Annotated in this window: 18 protein-coding genes; 8 read left to right on the top strand and 10 right to left on the bottom strand. The window is 71.0% G+C overall.

All coding sequences use genetic code 11. From position 1 onward, the window contains the following. Positions 1-126 precede the first annotated feature (126 nt). Genes ACWDEW_RS18350 through ACWDEW_RS18340 form a run of 3 tightly spaced genes read left to right on the top strand, consistent with a single transcriptional unit; the run spans position 127 to position 2,362 of the window. Positions 127-771, top strand: a complete 645-nt coding sequence (locus ACWDEW_RS18350; protein WP_450514006.1) for a YciI family protein — start codon at positions 127-129, stop codon at positions 769-771. After that, the gene (locus tag ACWDEW_RS18345; protein WP_450514005.1) at positions 768-1,109 is read left to right on the top strand and encodes a YciI family protein; all 342 of its coding nucleotides are present in this window, start codon (positions 768-770) and stop codon (positions 1,107-1,109) included. The genes ACWDEW_RS18350 and ACWDEW_RS18345 overlap by 4 nt, the downstream gene beginning before the upstream one ends. Beyond that, positions 1,106-2,362: an RNA polymerase sigma factor gene (locus ACWDEW_RS18340; protein WP_450514004.1), complete on the top strand. Its 1,257-nt coding sequence runs from the start codon at positions 1,106-1,108 to the stop codon at positions 2,360-2,362. The genes ACWDEW_RS18345 and ACWDEW_RS18340 overlap by 4 nt, the downstream gene beginning before the upstream one ends. A 180-nt stretch (positions 2,363-2,542) precedes the next feature. Here ACWDEW_RS18340 and ACWDEW_RS18335 read toward each other — a convergent pair whose 3' ends face one another. Continuing rightward, a complete protein-coding gene (locus ACWDEW_RS18335) occupies positions 2,543-3,385 on the bottom strand; it encodes a helix-turn-helix transcriptional regulator (protein ID WP_450514110.1) in 843 nt (280 codons plus the stop codon). Positions 3,386-3,538: 153 nt separating this feature from the next. Here ACWDEW_RS18335 and ACWDEW_RS18330 point away from each other — a divergent pair, with 153 nt between their 5' ends. Then, on the top strand, positions 3,539-4,498 hold the full coding sequence (locus tag ACWDEW_RS18330; protein WP_450514003.1) for an NADP-dependent oxidoreductase: 960 nt from the start codon (positions 3,539-3,541) through the stop codon (positions 4,496-4,498). Between the two features lie 10 nt (positions 4,499-4,508). Here ACWDEW_RS18330 and ACWDEW_RS18325 read toward each other — a convergent pair whose 3' ends face one another. Further along, entirely contained in the window at positions 4,509-4,991 is a 483-nt protein-coding gene (locus ACWDEW_RS18325) for a MarR family winged helix-turn-helix transcriptional regulator (RefSeq protein ID WP_450514002.1), read from the bottom strand. A 127-nt stretch (positions 4,992-5,118) separates the two neighbouring features. Here ACWDEW_RS18325 and ACWDEW_RS18320 point away from each other — a divergent pair, with 127 nt between their 5' ends. Continuing rightward, entirely contained in the window at positions 5,119-6,084 is a 966-nt protein-coding gene (locus ACWDEW_RS18320; RefSeq protein WP_450514001.1) for a zinc-binding dehydrogenase, read from the top strand. Between the two features lie 64 nt (positions 6,085-6,148). Next, positions 6,149-7,948, top strand: coding sequence for an FAD-dependent oxidoreductase (locus ACWDEW_RS18315; protein ID WP_450514000.1), 1,800 nt, complete (start codon positions 6,149-6,151; stop codon positions 7,946-7,948). Positions 7,949-7,997: 49 nt separating this feature from the next. Here the strand turns inward: ACWDEW_RS18315 and ACWDEW_RS18310 are convergent, their stop codons facing one another. The 8 genes from ACWDEW_RS18310 to ACWDEW_RS18275 all read right to left on the bottom strand — a co-directional run bounded on the left by ACWDEW_RS18310 (position 7,998) and on the right by ACWDEW_RS18275 (position 15,732). Continuing rightward, complete coding sequence (locus tag ACWDEW_RS18310; RefSeq protein WP_450513999.1) at positions 7,998-8,768, bottom strand: SDR family NAD(P)-dependent oxidoreductase; 771 nt, start codon at positions 8,766-8,768, stop codon at positions 7,998-8,000. 38 nt (positions 8,769-8,806) lie between these two features. Then, positions 8,807-9,787 carry a LysR family transcriptional regulator gene (locus ACWDEW_RS18305; protein ID WP_450513998.1) on the bottom strand — a complete coding sequence of 327 codons (981 nt, stop codon included), beginning with the start codon at positions 9,785-9,787 and terminating at the stop codon, positions 8,807-8,809. Between the two features lie 157 nt (positions 9,788-9,944). Then, positions 9,945-10,901, bottom strand: coding sequence for a fumarylacetoacetate hydrolase family protein (locus ACWDEW_RS18300; RefSeq protein WP_450513997.1), 957 nt, complete (start codon positions 10,899-10,901; stop codon positions 9,945-9,947). 3 nt (positions 10,902-10,904) lie between these two features. Next, positions 10,905-12,275 (bottom strand): FAD-binding oxidoreductase, encoded by a 1,371-nt coding sequence (locus ACWDEW_RS18295; protein ID WP_450514109.1) that lies wholly within the window; start codon positions 12,273-12,275, stop codon positions 10,905-10,907. An 8-nt stretch (positions 12,276-12,283) separates the two neighbouring features. Then, positions 12,284-13,264 (bottom strand): cyclase family protein, encoded by a 981-nt coding sequence (locus tag ACWDEW_RS18290; protein WP_450513996.1) that lies wholly within the window; start codon positions 13,262-13,264, stop codon positions 12,284-12,286. Next, entirely contained in the window at positions 13,261-14,268 is a 1,008-nt protein-coding gene (locus ACWDEW_RS18285; RefSeq protein WP_450513995.1) for an amidohydrolase family protein, read from the bottom strand. The genes ACWDEW_RS18290 and ACWDEW_RS18285 overlap by 4 nt, the downstream gene beginning before the upstream one ends. Beyond that, a complete protein-coding gene (locus ACWDEW_RS18280) occupies positions 14,265-15,389 on the bottom strand; it encodes an FAD-dependent monooxygenase (protein WP_450513994.1) in 1,125 nt (374 codons plus the stop codon). The genes ACWDEW_RS18285 and ACWDEW_RS18280 overlap by 4 nt, the downstream gene beginning before the upstream one ends. Positions 15,390-15,426: 37 nt before the next feature. After that, positions 15,427-15,732, bottom strand: a complete 306-nt coding sequence (locus tag ACWDEW_RS18275; RefSeq protein WP_450513993.1) for an antibiotic biosynthesis monooxygenase family protein — start codon at positions 15,730-15,732, stop codon at positions 15,427-15,429. Between the two features lie 272 nt (positions 15,733-16,004). Here ACWDEW_RS18275 and ACWDEW_RS18270 point away from each other — a divergent pair, with 272 nt between their 5' ends. Next, positions 16,005-16,970, top strand: coding sequence for a fumarylacetoacetate hydrolase family protein (locus ACWDEW_RS18270; RefSeq protein ID WP_450513992.1), 966 nt, complete (start codon positions 16,005-16,007; stop codon positions 16,968-16,970). Continuing rightward, on the top strand, positions 16,967-17,902 hold the full coding sequence (locus tag ACWDEW_RS18265) for a VOC family protein (RefSeq protein ID WP_450513991.1): 936 nt from the start codon (positions 16,967-16,969) through the stop codon (positions 17,900-17,902). Before ACWDEW_RS18270 ends, ACWDEW_RS18265 begins: the two co-directional genes overlap by 4 nt. The last annotated feature ends 4 nt before the right edge of the window (positions 17,903-17,906 follow it).

Genomic DNA, 17,906 nt, shown 5'->3' with positions numbered 1-17,906 from the left:
GGAGGCCGGGGCCCTGTCGCCCCGGCCTCTTCGTGTTTCCGGAGAAGTTTTCCGAAGGGGGTGTCGATCCGGCCCGGCCGCGTTCGTCGGTGGGGTGTAGGAAGCTCATGAGGACCGGGAGGATCCATGAAGTACATGCTGCTCGTGTGCGGCGACGACACCGCCGACGCCTCCGGGATGGCACCCGTCGAACCCTGGGTGGAGGAACTGGGCGACCGCGGCGTACGGCTGCACGGCCACCGGCTCGCGCTGCCCGCCGACGCCGTCACCGTACGGGTGCGCGGCGGGGAGGTGCTCCGTACGGACGGGCCGTTCGCGGAGACCAAGGAGTACGTCGCCGGATTCGACATCCTGGAGTGCGACACCCTAGAGGAGGCCGTCGAGGCCGCCGGGAAACACCCCGTGGCCACCATCGGCGCCATGGAGGTGCGCCCCTTCTGGCCGATGGACGGCGAGGAGGACGGCGAGACGCAGATCCGCGCGCTCGACGCCGAACGGCTCGGGACCGCGGCCTTCCGCAAGGCCGTGGAGGACGTCCTCGGGGGCGTGACCTGGCCCCTGACCCGCGAGGTGCTGGAGTTCCGCGTCCACGTCGACGAGTCCGTCGCCTTCGGCCATGCCCTCGTCCGGCTGCGCGGGACCCGCACCGACGGCCGGCCCCTGGACGACGTACTGCGCGTGACCACCGGCTACCGCAACACCGGACTGGCCTGGCAGATCGTCCACGAACACATCTCAGCCGTCACCGAGAAGGCCGAGGAGCGGTCATGAAGTACGTCCTGTTGATCTGCACCCCCGTGGACGGCGAGGAACTCAGCCCCGCCGAGATCGCCGCCGACCCCCGCTTCACCTCGTACATCGACGAGGTCCGCGGCCGTGACCTGATGCGCGGCGGGGCCCGTCTGCGGCCGTCCTCCGACGCCACCACGGTCCGCGTCCAGGGCGACGAAGTCCTGCTCAGCGACGGCCCGTTCGTCGAGTCCAAGGAGTACGTCGCCGGCATCGACATCATCGAGGTCGCGGACCTGGACGAGGCGATCTCCCTCGCCTCCCGGCACCCCGCCGCGCTCGCCGGCGGCTCGGTCGAGGTACGGCCGGTCTGGGAGTGAACGTGCCGGACGTCGAGGAGGCGGTCGCCGCCGCCTTCCGCGAGGAGTGGGGCCAGGTCGTCGCCACCCTGATCCGGGTGACCGGCGACTGGGACCTCGCGGAGGAGTGCGCGCAGGACGCCTTCGCCCAGGCGCTCGACCGGTGGCGGCGCGACGGAATCCCGCGCCGCCCCGGCGCCTGGCTGACCACCACCGCCCGCAACCGCGCCCTCGACGTCCTGCGCCGGGAGGCGGTCGGGGCGGCGAAACTCCGGGAGGTCGCGGTGCTGGGGCGGGACGAGGGGCCGTACGACCCGGAGTACGACGGTGACGACGGCGGGGTCGAGGACGACCGGTTGCGGCTGCTCTTCACCTGCTGTCATCCCGCGCTGCCCATCGAGGCCAGGGTCGCCTTGACCCTGCGCGCGCTCGCCGGGCTGACCACCCCCGAGATCGCCCGTGCCTTCCTCGTCCCCGAGGCGACCATGGCGCAGCGGCTGGTGCGCGCCAAGAAGAAGATCCGCAACGCCGGCATCCCGTACCGGGTGCCGCCCGCGCATCTGCTGCCCGAGCGCACGACGGGTGTGCTCGGTGTGGTCTACCTCCTCTTCAACGAGGGGTACGCGGCCACGTCCGGCACCGACCTCGTCCGGACGAACCTCTGCGCCGAGGCGATCCGACTGGCCCGCGTGCTGGCCCACCTGATGCCGGACGAGCCCGAAGTGCTCGGCCTGCTGGCCCTGTTGCTCCTGCACGACGCCCGCCGTGACACGCGCGTGGATGCGGCGGGTGAGTTGGTGACACTGGAGGATCAGGACCGTACGGAGTGGGACCGGTCGGAGATCGACGAGGGCGCCGAACTCCTGGAGACGGCCCTCCGCCGGGGCCGCCCGGGGCCGTACCAGATCCAGGCCGCCATCGCCGCCTGCCACACCACCGCACCCACCGCCGCCGACACCGACTGGGCCGACATCGCGGGCCTGTACGGCGAGTTGGAGCGCTTCGTGCCCTCGGCCGTGGTGCGCCTCAACCGTGCGGTGGCCGTCGGTATGGCCCAACAGCCCGAAGCCGGGCTGGAGTTGGTGACCGAGCTGGAACGGTCGGGTGAACTGGCCGACTACCACCTGCTGCCCGCGACCCGCGCCGATCTGCTGCGCCGCAGCGGTCGTACGGCGGAGGCCGTCGAAGCGTACGGGCGGGCACTGGAGTTGGTGGAGAACGACGCGGAGCGAAGGTTTCTGGAGCGGCGGCTCGCGGAGTGTCGATCCGCGTAGGGGGGCCGTTGTCGGTGAGGTGAAAGCAACCCACGACACCGGAGGTTCCGATGACCGCCCACGCACTTCTGCGCCGCGCACGGCAGATCCTGGTCCGACTGGCGGCCGGGGAATCGAAACCCGGCACGCCTGACGTCTGGCTCGCGGGCCTCCGGCTGGGCGGCTGACCGGGAACAGTCCTCAGCGGGCGTCGAGTTGGCCGGCGAGGAGTTGGAGCCGCTCCGCGTCGAGGCTCCCTTCGGCGGCCGTGCAGACCATGAGGGCGGGACCGGGGTTGCCCGGTATCGGGTAGGCGTCCCAGTCCAGGTTCAGTTCGCCGACCCGGGGATGGTCGAGGCGCATCTGGCCGCGGGTCGGTTCCTCCACGTCGTGGAGGGCCCACAGGGCCGCGAACTCATCGCTGTGGACGGCGAGTTCACCCACCAGCTCGACGGCACGCGGGTGGCCGGGATCGGCGGCGACGTGCGTCCGCAGCATCCCGATCAGCTCCGCGACGGTGGCCGCCCGGTTGGGGCAGGTCCGGTCGGCCTCGGGGCGCAGGAACAGCGCCAGCAGGTTCCGCTCCCGCTGGGGCAGGCGGGTGAAGTCCCCCAACAGGGCACCGCCGAGCGGGTTCCAGGCCAGTACGTCCAGGAAACGGCCGACGACCAGAGCGGGCGCGGTCATGCCGTGCAGCAGCCGTAGCGTGGTGTCCGGTACCTCCTCCGGCTCGTACGAACGCGGTGGGCGGACCGGGTTGCGCGCGGCGGCGGCGAGGCTGTGCAGGTGGCGGGTCTCCTCGGCGGAGAAGCCGAGGGCGCGCGCGAGGGCGTCGAGGACCTGCTCGGAGGGGCGTACGTCCCGTCCCTGCTCCATGCGCTGGTAGTAGTCGGAACTCACCCCGGCCAGCAGGGCCAACTCCTCCCGCCGCAACCCCGCGACGCGCCGCCTCGGACCAGGCTCCAGCCCAACGTCCTCTGGCCGCAGCCGAGTTCGGCGGGTGCGCAGGAACTCGGCGAGTTCGCGTCGGGGATCGTCGCTCATGGTGTGGGGGGAGTCGGTCACCGCGTCAGTATGCCGTCGGTGCGGCCCGCGAGGGTGGGTCTGCCGGACCCAGGAAAAGGAGAACGACCGTGATGCTGCGTGCGCGGTCCAGCATCGGACCAACCACACAGCGGGCCACGGAAGGACAGCGACATGAAGGCCGTTCAGATCACGAGTTTCGGTACTGCGGACGTTCTGCGGGTCAATGAAGTGGAGCGTCCCGCTCCCGGTTCGGGCGAGGTGCTGGTGGCGGTCGAGGCGTCCAGCGTGAACGGGCACGATGTGATCGTCCGGGCGGGGGAGTTGAAGATGGTGTCGGGGCGCCGCTTCCCGATCGGTGTGGGTCTGGACTTCGCCGGTGTCGTCGCCGCGACCGGCTCGGGTGTCGAGGGCTACCGGGTCGGGGACCGGGTGTGGGGCATGGTGCATCCCCGGCAGCGGCACTCCGTCGCGGGGGCGGCCGAGTACGTCGTGGTTCCCGTGGAGCGCATCTCGCACGCTCCGGCGGACCTCTCGTCGGTCGAGGCGGCAGCTCTGGTGGTCGCGGGTTCCACGGCGCTGATCGCGCTGCGCGACAGTGTGCGACTGGCGGGCGGGGAACGGGTTCTGGTGCGGGGCGCGGCCGGCGGAGTCGGCACGGCCGCCGTGCAGTTGGCGCACGCCATGGGCGGCCACGTGACGGCGCTGGCCCGCGACCGCCACGCCAAGATCCTGACCGAGCTCGGCGCCGACGAGGTCCTGGACTATGGTTCCACCACCTCGGAGCAGATCGGGCCGTTCGACGTCATCGTCGACACCGTCGGCACCGAACTGCACTGCTACCGCGGCAGGTTGGCCAAGGGCGGCCGGATGGTCACCGTCGGACTGTCCCCGTCCGCCATCGCCGCGATCGCCGCGTCGAGCGTGCACGGCTCCCGCCGCATCCGCACCTTCAGCGCCAACCCGGAGACTCCCGTGCTGCGGGATGTGGCCGACCGTGTCGCTTCGGGTGCGCTGCGCCCGGTGATCGACAGCGTGTACCCGCTCGCGGACATCGCCGCGGCGCACCAGGCGTTCGAGCGGGGCGGCGTCGTGGGCAAGCACGTGGTGACGGTGCCGCGCGGCTCTCTCTGACGGAGTCCGGTCAGCGGGGATCGGTGCGCAGGTCGATGCCGCGGTCGTGGGCGTCGGCGGTCACGATGCGTGTCGCCATCCGCGACAGCAGCTTCCGGTCGGTGCCGGGAAGCGGCTCGACACACTTCTCGATCCGCTCGGCGAACTGGGCGGCGACCTGCTCCACGAGCTGCCGGCCGGCGTCGGTGATCGACACCTGGAACGAGCGGCGGTCGACGGTGCTGGCCGTACGGGTGACCAGCCCCCGGCGCTGCGCCCGGTCGACAAGGCCCGTGATCGAGGACTTGTCGAGGCCGAGGTGTCGGCCGAGCTGGTTCATCGTCGGCTCCCGGTCCCGCAGTATCCCGAGCATCCGGGTCTGGACGACCGACATGTCGTACTGCGCCGCGATCTCGGCGAGGGCGCTCTGCACCAGGAACGACAGCTGGGCGAGGCCGTCGACCAGGCCGAGGTCCTCGGTGGCCGGGGGCGGGGTGTCGTGCGGTGGCGTCATGTTCCGGATTCTACTTGCAAAGGTACGTGACACCTACTACTTTAATTCGTGCCACGTACTTTCTGTTCCACGTACTTTCTGTGTCGCGTACTGTCCGTGCCGCGCACCAAAGCCGAGGAGAGCTCTCATGGACGTCCATGCCGCGGTGGTCCACTCGTTCGACGCCCCGCCCAGCTACGAGCCGTTCGACCTGCCCGCCCCCACCGACGAGGACCAGGAGCTGGTCGACGTCCTCGCCGTGGGCCTGCACCCCCGAGTGCGCACCGGTGCGTCGGGCGGCCACTACACCAGCACCGGCAAGCTGCCGATGGTGCCCGGAGTCGACGGGGTCGGCCGGCGGGCGGACGGCCGACTGGTGTACTTCGTCGCCGACGACGAACTGGCCGGGCCCATGGCCACCCGGACCGTCATCGACAGCCGGCACAGCATCCCGCTGCCCGACGGCGCGGACGTGGTGAAGATCGCCGCGGCGATGAACCCGGCCATGTCGTCCTGGGTGGCGCTGCGCCGCCGCGTCCCGATCGAGGCGGGGCAGTCGGTGCTGATCCTCGGCGCCACCGGCAACGCGGGACAGATGGCCGTCCAGGTCGCCAAGCGGCTCGGCGCCGGACGGGTCGTCGGTGCCGGACGCGACCGGGCCCGCCTGGCGGCCCTGCCCGCAATCGGCGCGGACGCGACCGTCGCGCTCACCGACGACGCCGACGCCACCGCGGCGGCACTGGCCAAGGAGGCCGCCGAAGTCGACCTGGTCATCGACTACCTGTGGGGCAAGCCCGCCGGTGACGCGATCATGGCGGTGCTGCGGGCCCGGGCCGACCGCGGCCGCGCCCTGAACTGGATCCAGATCGGCGCCATGGCGGGTCCCACCATCGAACTCCCGTCGGTGGCGCTGCGCTCGGCGAACTTCCGGCTCCAGGGCAACGGCCAGGGCGCCGTGTCGACCAGGACGTACCTGGAGGAACTCCCCTCCCTCGTCGAGGAGATCGAGAGCGGCGGAATCGCGGTCACCGCCAAGGCGGTACCCCTCGCCGAGGTGGAGAGCGCGTGGAACGCGCCCGACATCCCGGGCGTACGCACCGTCCTGGTGCCCTGACCCCGACACGACCGTCATGCAACTCGCACTGGAACCAACGAAATTACCGAAGGAGCTCGGAGCCATGTCCCCCACCACGGACACCGACGTCATCATCTGCGGCACCGGCGCGGCCGGTCTGACCCTCGCCCTCGACCTCGCCCGCAGGAACATTGCCTTCCTGCTCATCGACAAGGCGCCGCAGCCGTTCGCCGGCTCCCGCGGCAAGGGCATCCAGCCCCGCAGCCAGGAGGTCTTCGAGGACCTCGGCGTGATCGACCGGATCGTCGCCTCCGGCGGCGAGTATCCCGTCCAGCGCGTCTACACCGCCGACGGGCCCATCGACCAGGTCGGCGTGGAGATGTCGGAGCCGACGCCGGAGGAGCCGTACCAAATACCCTTGCTCGTCCCGCAGTTCCTCACCGAGCGCCGGCTGCGCGAACGCCTCGCCGAGCTGGGGCATGCCCCGCACTACAGCAACGAACTCGTCGGCTTCGACCAGGACGCCGACGGCGTGACCGCGCGCATCGCCACCCCGAACGGCGAACAGGCCGTACGCGGAAGGTATTTGATCGGTGCCGACGGGGGATCGAGCTTCGTCCGCAAGACCCTCGGGATCGGCTTTCCCGGCAAGACCCTCGGGGTGCGGGCGATCGTGGCCGACGTGTACGTCGACGGCGTCTCGTCGGACGCCTGGCACCGCTGGGGCGAGGACACCGCCGGGCAGGTCTCCATGTGCCCGCTCTACGGCACCGACATGTTCCAGCTCCAGGCCCCCGTCCCCTTCGACGTCGACCTCGACCTCTCGGCCGAGGGACTCACCGCCTTCCTCCGCGAACGCACCGGCCGCGAGGACGTGGTGATCCGCTCGGTGTCCTGGGCGTCCGCGTTCCAGATGAACGCCCGGCTGGCCGACACCTACCGGCGGGGGCGCGTGTTCCTGACCGGGGACGCGGCGCACTGCCACCCGCCGACCGGCGGACAGGGCCTCAACACCAGCGTCCAGGACGCCTACAACCTCGGCTGGAAGCTCGCCGCCGTACTCCGCGGTGCCCCGGACTCCCTCCTGGAGACGTACGAGCAGGAACGCCGGCCCATCGCCGAAGCCGTCCTCGGCCTGTCCGAGAAGCTGCTCGAAGCGGCCAAGAACCGTGACATCCACCGGGGCCGCGAGGTCAGTCAGCTCGACCTCGGCTACCTGAACTCGTCCCTGTCGCTGCACGGTTCGGCGCGCGACAAGGGCGTCCTGGCCGGCGACCGCGCGCCCGACGCGCCCGTCACCGGCGCGGGCGGCCTGCCCACCCGCCTGTTCAGCCTGTTCCAAGGCCCCCACTGGACCCTGCTGGGCCATGACGTCGACGAGGCATCGGCCCCCGCGCCGCGCCCCGGCCTGCACATCCACACCATCGGCACCCGGGGCGACATCGTCGACAGCGGCGACCGCGTCCAGAGCGCCTACGGACTGTCCTCCGAGCAGTGGGTGCTCGTCCGCCCGGACGGCTACGTCGCCGCCGTGGTCGACACCGCCGAACTCCCGTCCCTAGAAGCCTATTTGGACAACGTCGGCGTCCGTCCCCTCGCGGCGACGCGACCCACCACCACGGAAGCGAGCCCCGACATGCCCACAGAGACCTCGTCCGAGAGCACCGGCGCTCCCCGCACCCGACGGGAGCACCGGCAGGCCCGCACCGCCGCCGAACAGCGGCTCGCCACCGCCCAGCGCGAACTCCACCAGCTCTCGCGCCAGGTCCAGCGTGACCTGCGCAGCGTCCGACGGCACGGCGAGACGACCGCCATCGTCGCCCGCTCGAACTTCGCCGAACTCGCGGTCAAGAGCATCAACCGGCTGACCGCCAACCTCCGCGGCGACCGCGCCGATCAGTAGCGCCCCAGCCCTCACCCACGACGGCCGGCGCCGCCCAGGACGCCGGCCGTCACCGTGCGTCGAGCGCGTTCGTGATCGCCTTCACCCCGCCGTGCGCCGCGTACCCGCCGTCCACGGTGATCTCCGCGCCGTTGACGTACGACGCCTCGTCCGACAGCAGATAGACGACCAGCGGCGCCACCTCGTCCACCGTCCCGGCCCGTCCCTGCGGCGTCAGCGACAGATGGGCCTGTACGAACACCGGGTTCGCGGACGTCATCAGCGGGGTCTCGATGTAGCCGGGGTGGATGACGTTCGTACGGATGCCGCGCGGGGCCAGCTCCAGCGCGGCCACCTTCGACAGGCCGCGCAGCGCCCACTTGCTCGCGGTGTACGCGACCGCGTGATGCGCGGTGAGACCCGCGACCGAGCCGACGTTCACGATGGACGATCCGGGCGGCATCAGCGGTGTCAGCGCCTGGATGCCGAGCAGCGCGCCGGTGGTGTTGACCGCGAACGCCCGGTTCCAGTCGGTGAGTTGGACGTCGCCGAGCCGCGCGCGCATGGGAATGCCCGCGTTGTTGACCAGGCCGTGCACTTCGGTGAGGGAGGCTGCCAGGTCCGCCCAGTCGGCCTCGGACGCCACGTCCAGGTGTCGGTAGGTGACGTCCAGGCCGTCGGCACGCAGGGACGCGGCCAGCTTCTCGCCCGCCTCGTCCAGGACGTCGGTAGCGATCACCGTCGCCCCCTCCCGGGCCGCGGCCGTCACCTCGGCGGCTCCCTGGCCCTGTGCCGCCCCGGTGACGACGACGGTACGACCGGCCAGACGCGTGCGGCTCACGGTTGCCTCCAAGGGGTGCGGGCTGTCTCCCGTCCACGCTAGGAAGCCGCGGTCAGCTCCGGAAACGCACGATCGGCATGGGTGGCATCCGCGCCGGCGATCTCGCGCACCACCGGATCGTCCAGCGACGCGCCCACCTCGCGGACCGTCTCCCGCAGCCAGCGGTGCGCCGGGTCCGCGTGCCGGTTGTGATGCCAGTACATGGCCTCGACGAGGGGTACGTCGGGGAAGGGCGTCGGTACGACGGCACAGCGCGCGAACCCCTCGTAGCGCCGGGCGAGCCGCTCGGGGACCACGGCGACCAGGTCGGTGCCGCTCACCAGGAACGGCAGCACATTGAAGCCGGGCGTGCTCACCTGCACCCGAGGTGTGATGCCCAAGGTCTCCAACTGCCGGTCCGCGGGGGTGAGTTTGCCGACGGCGCAGGCCGCGTGCGGCATCTCCGCGAGGTCGCGCAGCGAGAGCCGTCCGTCCACCAGACGCGGGTTGTCCGGGTCGACGAGACACACGAACCGGTCGTGCATCACGGCCTCGCTGACGCCCGGCAGCTGATAGCCGAGCGGCACGATCATCAGGTCGTGGCAGCGCAGATGTGTCTCCGTCTCCAGCTGCCCGATGACGATCGGGTGGAAGTCGATCCGGATGCCCGGGGCCTCCTGGGCGAGGGCCCGCAGCAGCGGTTCCACGAACACCGTCATCACGTAGTCGGACATCACGACCGAGAACCGCTGCCGGCTGCGCGAGGGATCGAAGTGCCTGGTCAGCGAGAGCGCCTCCTCCGCCTTGTGCAGCGAGGACTGGACGACCGGCAGCAGCCGCTCCGCGAGCGGGGTCAGTTCGTACTCGCGGCCCACCCGCACCAGCAGCTCGTCGTTGAAGTGGCGCCGCAGCCGGGCCAGGGAGCCGCTCATCGCGGACTGGCTGGTGGACAGCCGTACGCCCGCGTGGGTGACGTTCTTCTCCTCCAGGAGGGCTTCCAGAGCCACCAGAAGATTCAGGTCGATTGCTCCCAGACCCATGCGCCTGTCCTTCCGGCCGCGTCGTTGAAGCTCGGTGAAACCGGAGCGTAACGACCGCCTTCCCGCCGAGGAAGAGTCCGGGAGGGAAGTCACAGGGATCCGATAGCTGCCATCGGATCCCCGGATGTGTGCAGGTCGGAAGGGTTGGCCGTCCGGTCTATGGCCTCGGCGTCCGGCCGCGCTTGCGTGCCCGCGGCAGATACACGTCCCTGCGGCCGGGCACCACGCGGTTGGAGAGCGTGCCCAGGCGCTCCACCGCGAGGGTCACCTCGTCGCCGGGCTTCAGCGGCGGCGGGGTGCGCTCGCCGACCCGGCCCCAGAACTCGGCCAGCGCGCCCCAGCCGCAGGTGCCCGAGCCGAGGATGTCCCCGGGGCGCACCCAGGCGTCCCGGGAGGCGTAGGCGATCATCTCCTCGAAGGTCCAGGAGATGTTGGCCAGGGTGTCGCGGCCGATCAGCTCGCCGTTGAGGGTGACCGTCATCTCCAGGTCGAGGAAGCCGTCCGGGTCGCGCCGGTCCTCGACCTCGTCGGCGGTGACCAGACAGGGGCCGAGCGTGTTCGCGAAGTCCTTGCCCTTGGAGAAGCCGAGGCCCAGGTTCTTCTCGGGCTTCTGCAGGTCCCGCGCCGACCAGTCGTTGAAGACCAGATAGCCGACGACGTGCTCACGCGCCTGCTCCGGCGTGAGATCGCGCCCGGCGCGGCCGATGACGACCCCGACCTCCAGCTCGAAGTCGAGCACCGAGCAGCCCGCCGGTACCGGCACCTCGTCGTGCGCGCCGTACGCGGCATGGGGGTTGGTGAAGTAGAAGTTGGGCGCCCGGTACCACTCCTCGGGTACGTGCTCCAGTCCGTCCAGTGACTTCGACACCCCCTCGATGTGTGCCTCGAACCCGACGAAGTCCCGGATGGACGGCGGCTTCAGCGGCGGCAGCAGTCGTACGTGATCCACCGTCAAGTCGCTTGGCCGGCGCAGCGCTTCGGTACCGGCCGCGTGCAGCACCTCCTGCTCCAGCAGGGTCAGTACGGTGACGCCCTCGGGCAGCGGATGGACGGTCCCGTCCCGGACGACCCCGGCGCGCTCCACGCCCTCGTACTCGTATGTCGCGAAACGCATCGCTCACTGCTCCCAGTGGTTGGTGTTGGTAACGGTCCCCGCGCTCAGATAGCCGGCGAAGAGGCCCTTGGGGTCGCGGGCGGCCCGGATCTCCCGCAGCCGCCGCCACTGTTCGTCGCCCATGAACCTCAACTGCCGCACGGTGAAGTCCGAGTCGCCGAGGTACTGGCCGGCGGTCACCGGCCGCATGTCGGCCATCGCGTCGTCCAGCCAGGTGCGCAACTCCGCGTCCCGCGCGGGATCGTCGTGGACGACGTACGTGGCGCAGTAGATCTCCGACTGCAACGAGAAGGCCATGTCCGGGAGTTGGCGCACCGGGGCCATGGAGAACCAGATGGTGAAGGTCTGCCGGGTGGGCTGCTCGGTGAACGCCCTGCGGATCGCCGGTACGACCTCCTCGGCCGGGCCGGTCAGCCAGGCGTTGTCGACCAGGTAGCGGTGGCCCTCCGGGTTGGCGGTGCGCTGGCCCGCCAACTGCTCGGCGAGTGTGGTCCGCTGGGCCTCCACGCGGAACAGGGCCCGGTCCGCGTACGGGTTGGCGTGCAGGGGTGCCAGTGCTTCGGCGGCCTGTTCGGCGGTGTCGGTCATCGACACGCCCGTGACCAGCAGCACCGGCTCGTCCAGGTCGGGCGGTGTCTGGGTGAGCGCGACGATCTCCACCAGGTCCGAGACCGTGTGGTGCATGCCGTGCAACCAGGTCATGACCTCGGCGAACAGGTCGAGCGGATACGCGTGCACGGTGTGTCCGAGGTACTTCGGCAGCGGGCGGGTGCGGAGGTGGAAGCGGGTGACGATGCCGAAGAAGCCCGGACCCGCGCCGCGCGCCGCCCAGAACAGGTCGCTGTGGTGCGTTTCGTCGGCGCGCACCAACTCGCCCTCGGCGGTGACGACATCGATCGCCACGATGTTCTCCGCCGCCCAGCCCCAGCCGCGCGCGTTCCAGCCCTGTCCGCCCTGGAGGAGGAAGCCGCCGATGCCGACGGAGGGACAGTGCCCGCCGTTGAAGAAGCGGCCGAACTCGCCAAGATACGGGTTCAGTTCGTCGCCGCCCTTGATGCTGGGGGTCGCCGTCACGATCCCGGTCCCCGGGTCGTACGCCATCTCGCGGAAGCCCCCGAGATCGATCAGCAGCGCCTTCTCGCGCACCGACCAGGCGGCCCAGCTGTGCCCGCCGGAGCGGACGGCGACCTGCCAGCCGCAGTCCAGAGCCAGTCGTACCCCCTCCACGACGTCCTGCTCCGACTCGGCCATCAGGACCGCCGCAGGTGAACGGTCGTACGGACGGCGGGCGTTGAAGACCCGGCCGAAGCAGGCCGCCTCGAAGTCCTCGTCGTCGGGGAGGTGGAGGGTGCCGGAGAAGCGGTTCAGGTTCACAGGTCGGCTCACTTGATCGCGATCGGGTTGACGGGGGCGCCCACCGCTCCGGTCACCGGCAGCGGTGCGGCAACCAGCAGGAACTCGAAGACGCCGTCCGCCGCGCAGTCCTCGGCCAGTGCCTCCAGGTCCCACATCTCGCCCAGCGGGAGGCCCATGTTGGGGATCGCTATCTGGTGCAGCGGGGACATCGCGGGCTGCGGGAACTCGTACGGCCGTACCTCAAGTCCCCACGTGTCGGCAGCGATCGCCGCGATCTCGGTGCGGTGCAGCCAGCCGAGGGTGGTGAAGGAGAGGCCGGGCGCGTCACCGGCGGCGTAACCGCCCCACGCGCCGAGCCGCCGTACGCGGCCGAGTTGGCCGGTGCGGATCAGGACGAGGTCGCCGCGCCGAACCGAACTCGTCGCGCCCTGCGCCTCGACGGTGGCGCGCAGATGTTCCTCCAGGATGGGGAATCCGTCCGGGAGCTCACCGTGCTCGTCGCCGACCGCACGGCCCACGTCGAGCAGGACCCCGCGGCCGGTGAAGACGTCCTTCATGTGCTCGATGCCGGTGACCGAGTCGCCGTCGCCGTTGACGATGGTGCACGGACGGCCGTTCCACGCCTGCTTGTTGTCGTAGATGTGGCCGAGGCCGTCCCACTGGGTGGAGGCCTGAAGGGGCATCACGACGTGGTCGTCGGCGCCGCCGAAGCCGTGCGGGAAACCCTGGGTGCCGGCCGCCGCGTCGGAACCGGTGTCCTTCATGTAGTGCACCGGGTTGATCCGGCCGCGGAAACCGCGCTGCGGGCCGGACTCGTTGAACTCCTGGGCGAGCGAGAAGGACCGCCCGCGCCGCACCAGGCCCACCGCGTGGGCGCGGATCGCGTCGTCGATGAAGTTCAGCGTGCCGAGCACGTCGTCCTCACCCCAGCGGCCCCAATTGCGGTAGGCGGAACGGGCCTTGGCGAGCTCTTCCTCGATCGGGCCGAGAGCGGGGCGGGTCGTCATCGGGTGTGTCCTTTCCACAGCAGGTCGAGAGCGTTGCCCCCGGCGATCGCGGCCCGGTCGGCGGGGTCGAGCCCGGCCGCGTCCAGGCGGGCCACCGGATTGTCGACACCCATGTCGAAGGGATGGTCGGTACCGAGGACGACCCGGTCCGCACCCACCTCCTCGACGAGCCGGCGCAGTGCGCGCGGGGTGTACACCAGCGCGTCGAACCACATCCGCCGCAGATAGGAGCTGGGCGACTCGGCGCAGCCGCGCGCGTCCTCGCGCACCCGCCAGGCGTGGTCCGAGCGGCCGATGTACGTCGGCAGATAGCCGCCGCCGTGTGCCGCCACCAGCTTCAGGCGCGGGAAGCGGTCGAGGACACCGGTGAAGATGAGCTGCGAGAGCGCGACCGTCGTCTCCACCGGCTGACCGACCGTGTTTCCCAGGTAGTTGGTCGCCAGGCGTTCGCCGAGGGAGCAGCCCCAGGGGTGGATGAACACGACCGCGCCCAGTTCCTCGGCCCGCTGCCACACCGTGTCGTGTGCGGGGTCGGCCAGTTCGCGGCCGTCGACCGTCGTGGAGACGCTGATGCCGTACAGGCCATGGACGTTGACCGCCTGGTCCAGCAACGCGACCGCCAGGTCCGGATGTTGGAGTGGGACGGTGCCCAGTCCGAACAGTCGGTCCGGCGCGGTGGCACAGTGGGCGGCGACGGCCTCGTTGGCGGTGCGGGCGAGCCGGATCGCGAGGTCCTGGTCCGCCCAGTAGTGGTGCATCGGCATCGGGCCGACCACCTGGATGTCGACGCCCATCGCGTCGAGGTCCGCGAGGCGGGTGGTCACGTCGGTCAACCTGGTTGCCAGGCACCGGAGTTGGGCGCGGTTGACGGCCAGGGACGCGGGGGAGTGGGCGCGCTGCTCGGCGGCCAGCTCGGCGGCGAGGCCCGGGGTGCCCGCGATCAGGGTGTCGGCGGCGGGGACGGCGAGGTGGCCGTGGAAGTCGACCACCGGCGAGGCGGTCACGCCGCCGCCGTCAGGTTGTCGAGCGTCTCCGACATGATGCGGGCCGGGTCGGCGCCGGGCGTGCCGGGATGGATCTCCCAGTCGGCGAGCCGGAGGGAGTTCTCCAGGACCATCCGCACCCGGGGGAGCCGCCTGGCCATGAAGCGGTCCAGGGCCTGCTCCGTCGGCTCGTCCGCCGTCACCAGCTCCGCCAGCAGCACCGCGTCCTCCATGCACATCGCCGCGCCCTGCGCGATCAGCGGCGGACAGGCGTGCGCGGCGTCGCCGATGACCATCGCACGGCCCCGGTGCCAGGGCCCGTCGACGAGGATCGCCTCGATCCAGCGGTAGTCGACCGCCGTGTCGTCGGGCAGCGAGGCCAGGATCTTCCCCCAGGTCCCGCCGTACCCGGCGCCGCGCTCGCGCAGCAGGGAGAGCGGGGCGCGCGGGCCGATGTGCGAGGTGTCGAGGTTCTCGTCGAGGAGGTAGGCGTAGCACCGGTCCGGCGAGATCGGGCTGTAGCCGGCCTTGAAGCGGGGCCCGCCGTAGTACACCTCGGCGCAGTCCATCTCGGCCGGACGCTCCGCGACGACCCGGAAGATCGACATGCCGACGGGACGGGGCTTGGCGTCGATGCCGATCAGTGCGCGCATCGCCGAGTTGATGCCGTCGGCACCCACGACGAGGTCGTAGCGGCCGGTCGAACCGTCCGTGAAGGCCACGTCCACATGACCGGGCGCCTGGTCGAGCCGGTCCACGCTCAGCCCGAGCCGCACCCGCACCCCGTGCCCGCGCACCGCGTCGCACAGCGCGTCCTGCAGATCGGAGCGCAGCGCGCCCGCCGTGGACGGCAGTTCGGGCCCGCCGGTGTGCGGGGTGCGCAACTCGGTGATCAGCCCGCCGTCGGCCGTGCGCAGCCGCATGATGTCGAACGGCACCGCCCGGGCCAGCACCCGGTCCAGGACACCCACGGAACGCAGCGCCTTGAGCGCGTTGCCTTGCACGGTGATGCCATGGCCCACACCGAACCACTGCGGAGAGATCTCGACGAGCTCCACCTCGGCGCCCCGCTGGGCGAGCGCGAGACACAGCACGCTACCGGTGATGCCGCCGCCGACGACGAGCACCTTCTGTACGGGCATGGGCGATCCTTGCGAACGTAGAAGAAAGGAGTGGGGGTCACCGGGAGAGGCGCGGCCCGAGTTCACGGAAGTGCTCGACGGCCGGCGGCCCGGCGAAGAACGGTCCGACCAGGGCCCGCCAGCGCGTGAAGGCCTCGGACTCCCGGAAGCCGACCATGTGTGCCTCGACCGAGTCCCAGCCGACCAACAGCAGGAAGACTCCCGGCCGTTCGACGCCGCGCAGCAACTCGGCCCAGCGGAACCCGTCGGCCTCGGCCAGCACCTCGCGGGCCTTGCCGAACACCTCCGCGAACTCCCGCTCCCGGTCCGCCTCGACGGTCAGCTCGGCATGCTCGACTATCACGTTCTTCTCCTCGGGAAGTGGGTGCTCCGAGCCTGCGTGGGCGGCCGATCCACGGTCAACGGATCGAGGCATCGGCAAGGGGGACGTCATGCATCCCGTACGGCGATGGAGCCGCAGCTGAGCGGCCGACGGGTCCGCCGCGCGGGGCGCCGCACCACGACCCGGTGGGCCGGACCGGCCGGTGATGGCAGGCATCGCGGATCGCCATTTCCGCCGGATGCCCGGGCTGCCTAGCGTCGAGGGCGAGCCCCCACCCGTACGAGGAGAGCGCCGTGCCCGATCCACAGCCCACCCATGCCGGACCCTTCGCACTCGGTACGTTCGCCTCCGGTGCGGCGGTCTTCCCCGGCCTGGTCACCGGTTCCCGAGTGCGTGACCTCTCCGACCTCGTGCCGTCCGTCCGGGCGCTCGTCGAGGACTGGGACGACTGGCTGGCCCGGCTCGACGGCCTTGCCCGGTCCTCCGAAGGCACCTGGCACGAGCTGGCCGCGCTGCGTGTCCTGACCCCGGTCGAGCCCGGCCAGATCCTCCAGAGCGGCGCCAACTACCGCAAGCACGTGGTCGATCTGGTCGCCGCCGAGAAGGAGAGCGTGCACGGCGCCACCCCCGAAGAGGCCCGCGCCGACGCCGAGTCGATGATGGACGAGCGTGCCCGCAACGGCGTTCCGTACGTCTTCCTCGGCTCCCCGCGCGCGATCAGCGGCCCCTACGACGACATCGTGCTCCCCGCGCTCGGCGAACAGCACGACTGGGAACTCGAACTCGCCCTCGTCATCGGCAAGTCGGGCAAGAACATCCCGGCCGAGGAAGCGATGGAGTACGTCGCCGGATACACGATCTCGAACGACCTCACCACCCGCGACCGCCTCTACCGGCCCGACCTCAAGGCCATCGGCACCGACTGGTTCACCGCCAAGAACGCCGACACCTTCCTGCCGACCGGCCCCTTCCTGGTACCGGCGGCCTTCGTCGGAGACCCCGGAGACCTGCGGATCACCCTGCGCCACAACGGAGTTGTCCGCCAGGACGAGTCGACGAAGGACATGATCTTCGACATCCCGCGGCTCATCGCCTATGTCTCCACGACCACCACCCTGCGCCCCGGCGACCTGCTGCTCACCGGCTCCCCGGCCGGCAACGGCGCGCACTGGGGCGTCTTCCTGAAGCCCGGCGACGTCGTCGAGTCCGAGATCACCGGCCTCGGCCATCAGCGCAACACCGTCAGGAGCGGACAGTGACCTTCCAGCCCATCACCCATCTGCGCCATGTCGACCTGGCCGTACCGGACTTCGCCCGCCAGCGCGCCTTCTACGGCACCACCTGGGGCCTGACCGAGGTCGCCAACGACAGCGGTGTCGCCTTCTTCGCGGCGGAGGGCAGTCCCGAGCAGTACATCGTCCGCATCCGGGAGGACGAGCGGAAGCGGATGGACCTGGTGGCCTTCGGGGCCGTCTCTCCGGAGGCCGTCGACGAGTTGCACGGGCGGCTGGGGCGATCCGGTGGCCAACTCCTCGGTGAGCCAGGTGCGTTGGACACCCCGGGCGGTGGCTACGGCTTCCGGTTCTTCGACCCGGACGGCCGGGTCGTCGAGGTCTCCGCCGACGTCGCCACCCGCGCTCACCGGAAGATCGAGGAGCGCGAGGCGATCCCCGTCCGGCTCTCGCACTGCGTGGTCAACTCCCAGGACCCGGAAGGGCTACGGGACTTCTACGTCCAGCACCTCGGGTTCCGGCTCACCGACACCCTGTACTCGACGCACATGGGCGACCTCATGTACTTCCTGCGGTGCAGCCCCCTCCACCACTCCTTCGCCATCGCCCGGGGACCCCATGTCTCCCTGCACCACGCCTCGTTCGAGATGCGCGGGGTCGAGGAGTACATGCGGGGCACCGGGCGGGCGCTGCGCGCCGGAACCCGGCTCACCTGGGGGCCCGGCCGACACCTCGCGGGCGACAACACCTTCTCCTACTTCCACGACCCGCACGGCAACACCGTCGAGTACACGACCGAACTCGCCGTTCTCGAAGAGGACGTGTGGCACCCGGGCCGCCATGACGTCGACGACCCGATCACCCAGGACCAGTGGGGCACCGCCGACCCGATGAGCGAGTCGGTCGCCAAGGAGCAGTTCAACGACCCCGACGTGCTGTTCGAAGCACCGCCGGTCTGACCCC

It is taken from the genome of Streptomyces sp. NPDC001100 (assembly GCF_053598575.1).
The sequence above is the reverse complement of the archived record's forward strand: the minus strand, read 5'-3'. Positions and strand labels throughout refer to the sequence as shown.

Excerpts from the sequence above, each read along its gene's own strand:
- ACWDEW_RS18350 (WP_450514006.1), top strand. The coding sequence starts at position 127 with ATGAAGTACATGCTGCTCGTGTGCGGCGACGACACCGCCGACGCCTCC.
- ACWDEW_RS18345 (WP_450514005.1), top strand. The coding sequence starts at position 768 with ATGAAGTACGTCCTGTTGATCTGCACCCCCGTGGACGGCGAGGAACTC.
- ACWDEW_RS18335 (WP_450514110.1), bottom strand. The coding sequence starts at position 3,385 with ATGAGCGACGATCCCCGACGCGAACTCGCCGAGTTCCTGCGCACCCGC.
- ACWDEW_RS18330 (WP_450514003.1), top strand. The coding sequence starts at position 3,539 with ATGAAGGCCGTTCAGATCACGAGTTTCGGTACTGCGGACGTTCTGCGG.
- ACWDEW_RS18325 (WP_450514002.1), bottom strand. The coding sequence starts at position 4,991 with ATGACGCCACCGCACGACACCCCGCCCCCGGCCACCGAGGACCTCGGC.
- ACWDEW_RS18320 (WP_450514001.1), top strand. The coding sequence starts at position 5,119 with ATGGACGTCCATGCCGCGGTGGTCCACTCGTTCGACGCCCCGCCCAGC.
- ACWDEW_RS18315 (WP_450514000.1), top strand. The coding sequence starts at position 6,149 with ATGTCCCCCACCACGGACACCGACGTCATCATCTGCGGCACCGGCGCG.
- ACWDEW_RS18305 (WP_450513998.1), bottom strand. The coding sequence starts at position 9,787 with ATGGGTCTGGGAGCAATCGACCTGAATCTTCTGGTGGCTCTGGAAGCC.
- ACWDEW_RS18300 (WP_450513997.1), bottom strand. The coding sequence starts at position 10,901 with ATGCGTTTCGCGACATACGAGTACGAGGGCGTGGAGCGCGCCGGGGTC.
- ACWDEW_RS18290 (WP_450513996.1), bottom strand. The coding sequence starts at position 13,264 with ATGACGACCCGCCCCGCTCTCGGCCCGATCGAGGAAGAGCTCGCCAAG.
- ACWDEW_RS18280 (WP_450513994.1), bottom strand. The coding sequence starts at position 15,389 with ATGCCCGTACAGAAGGTGCTCGTCGTCGGCGGCGGCATCACCGGTAGC.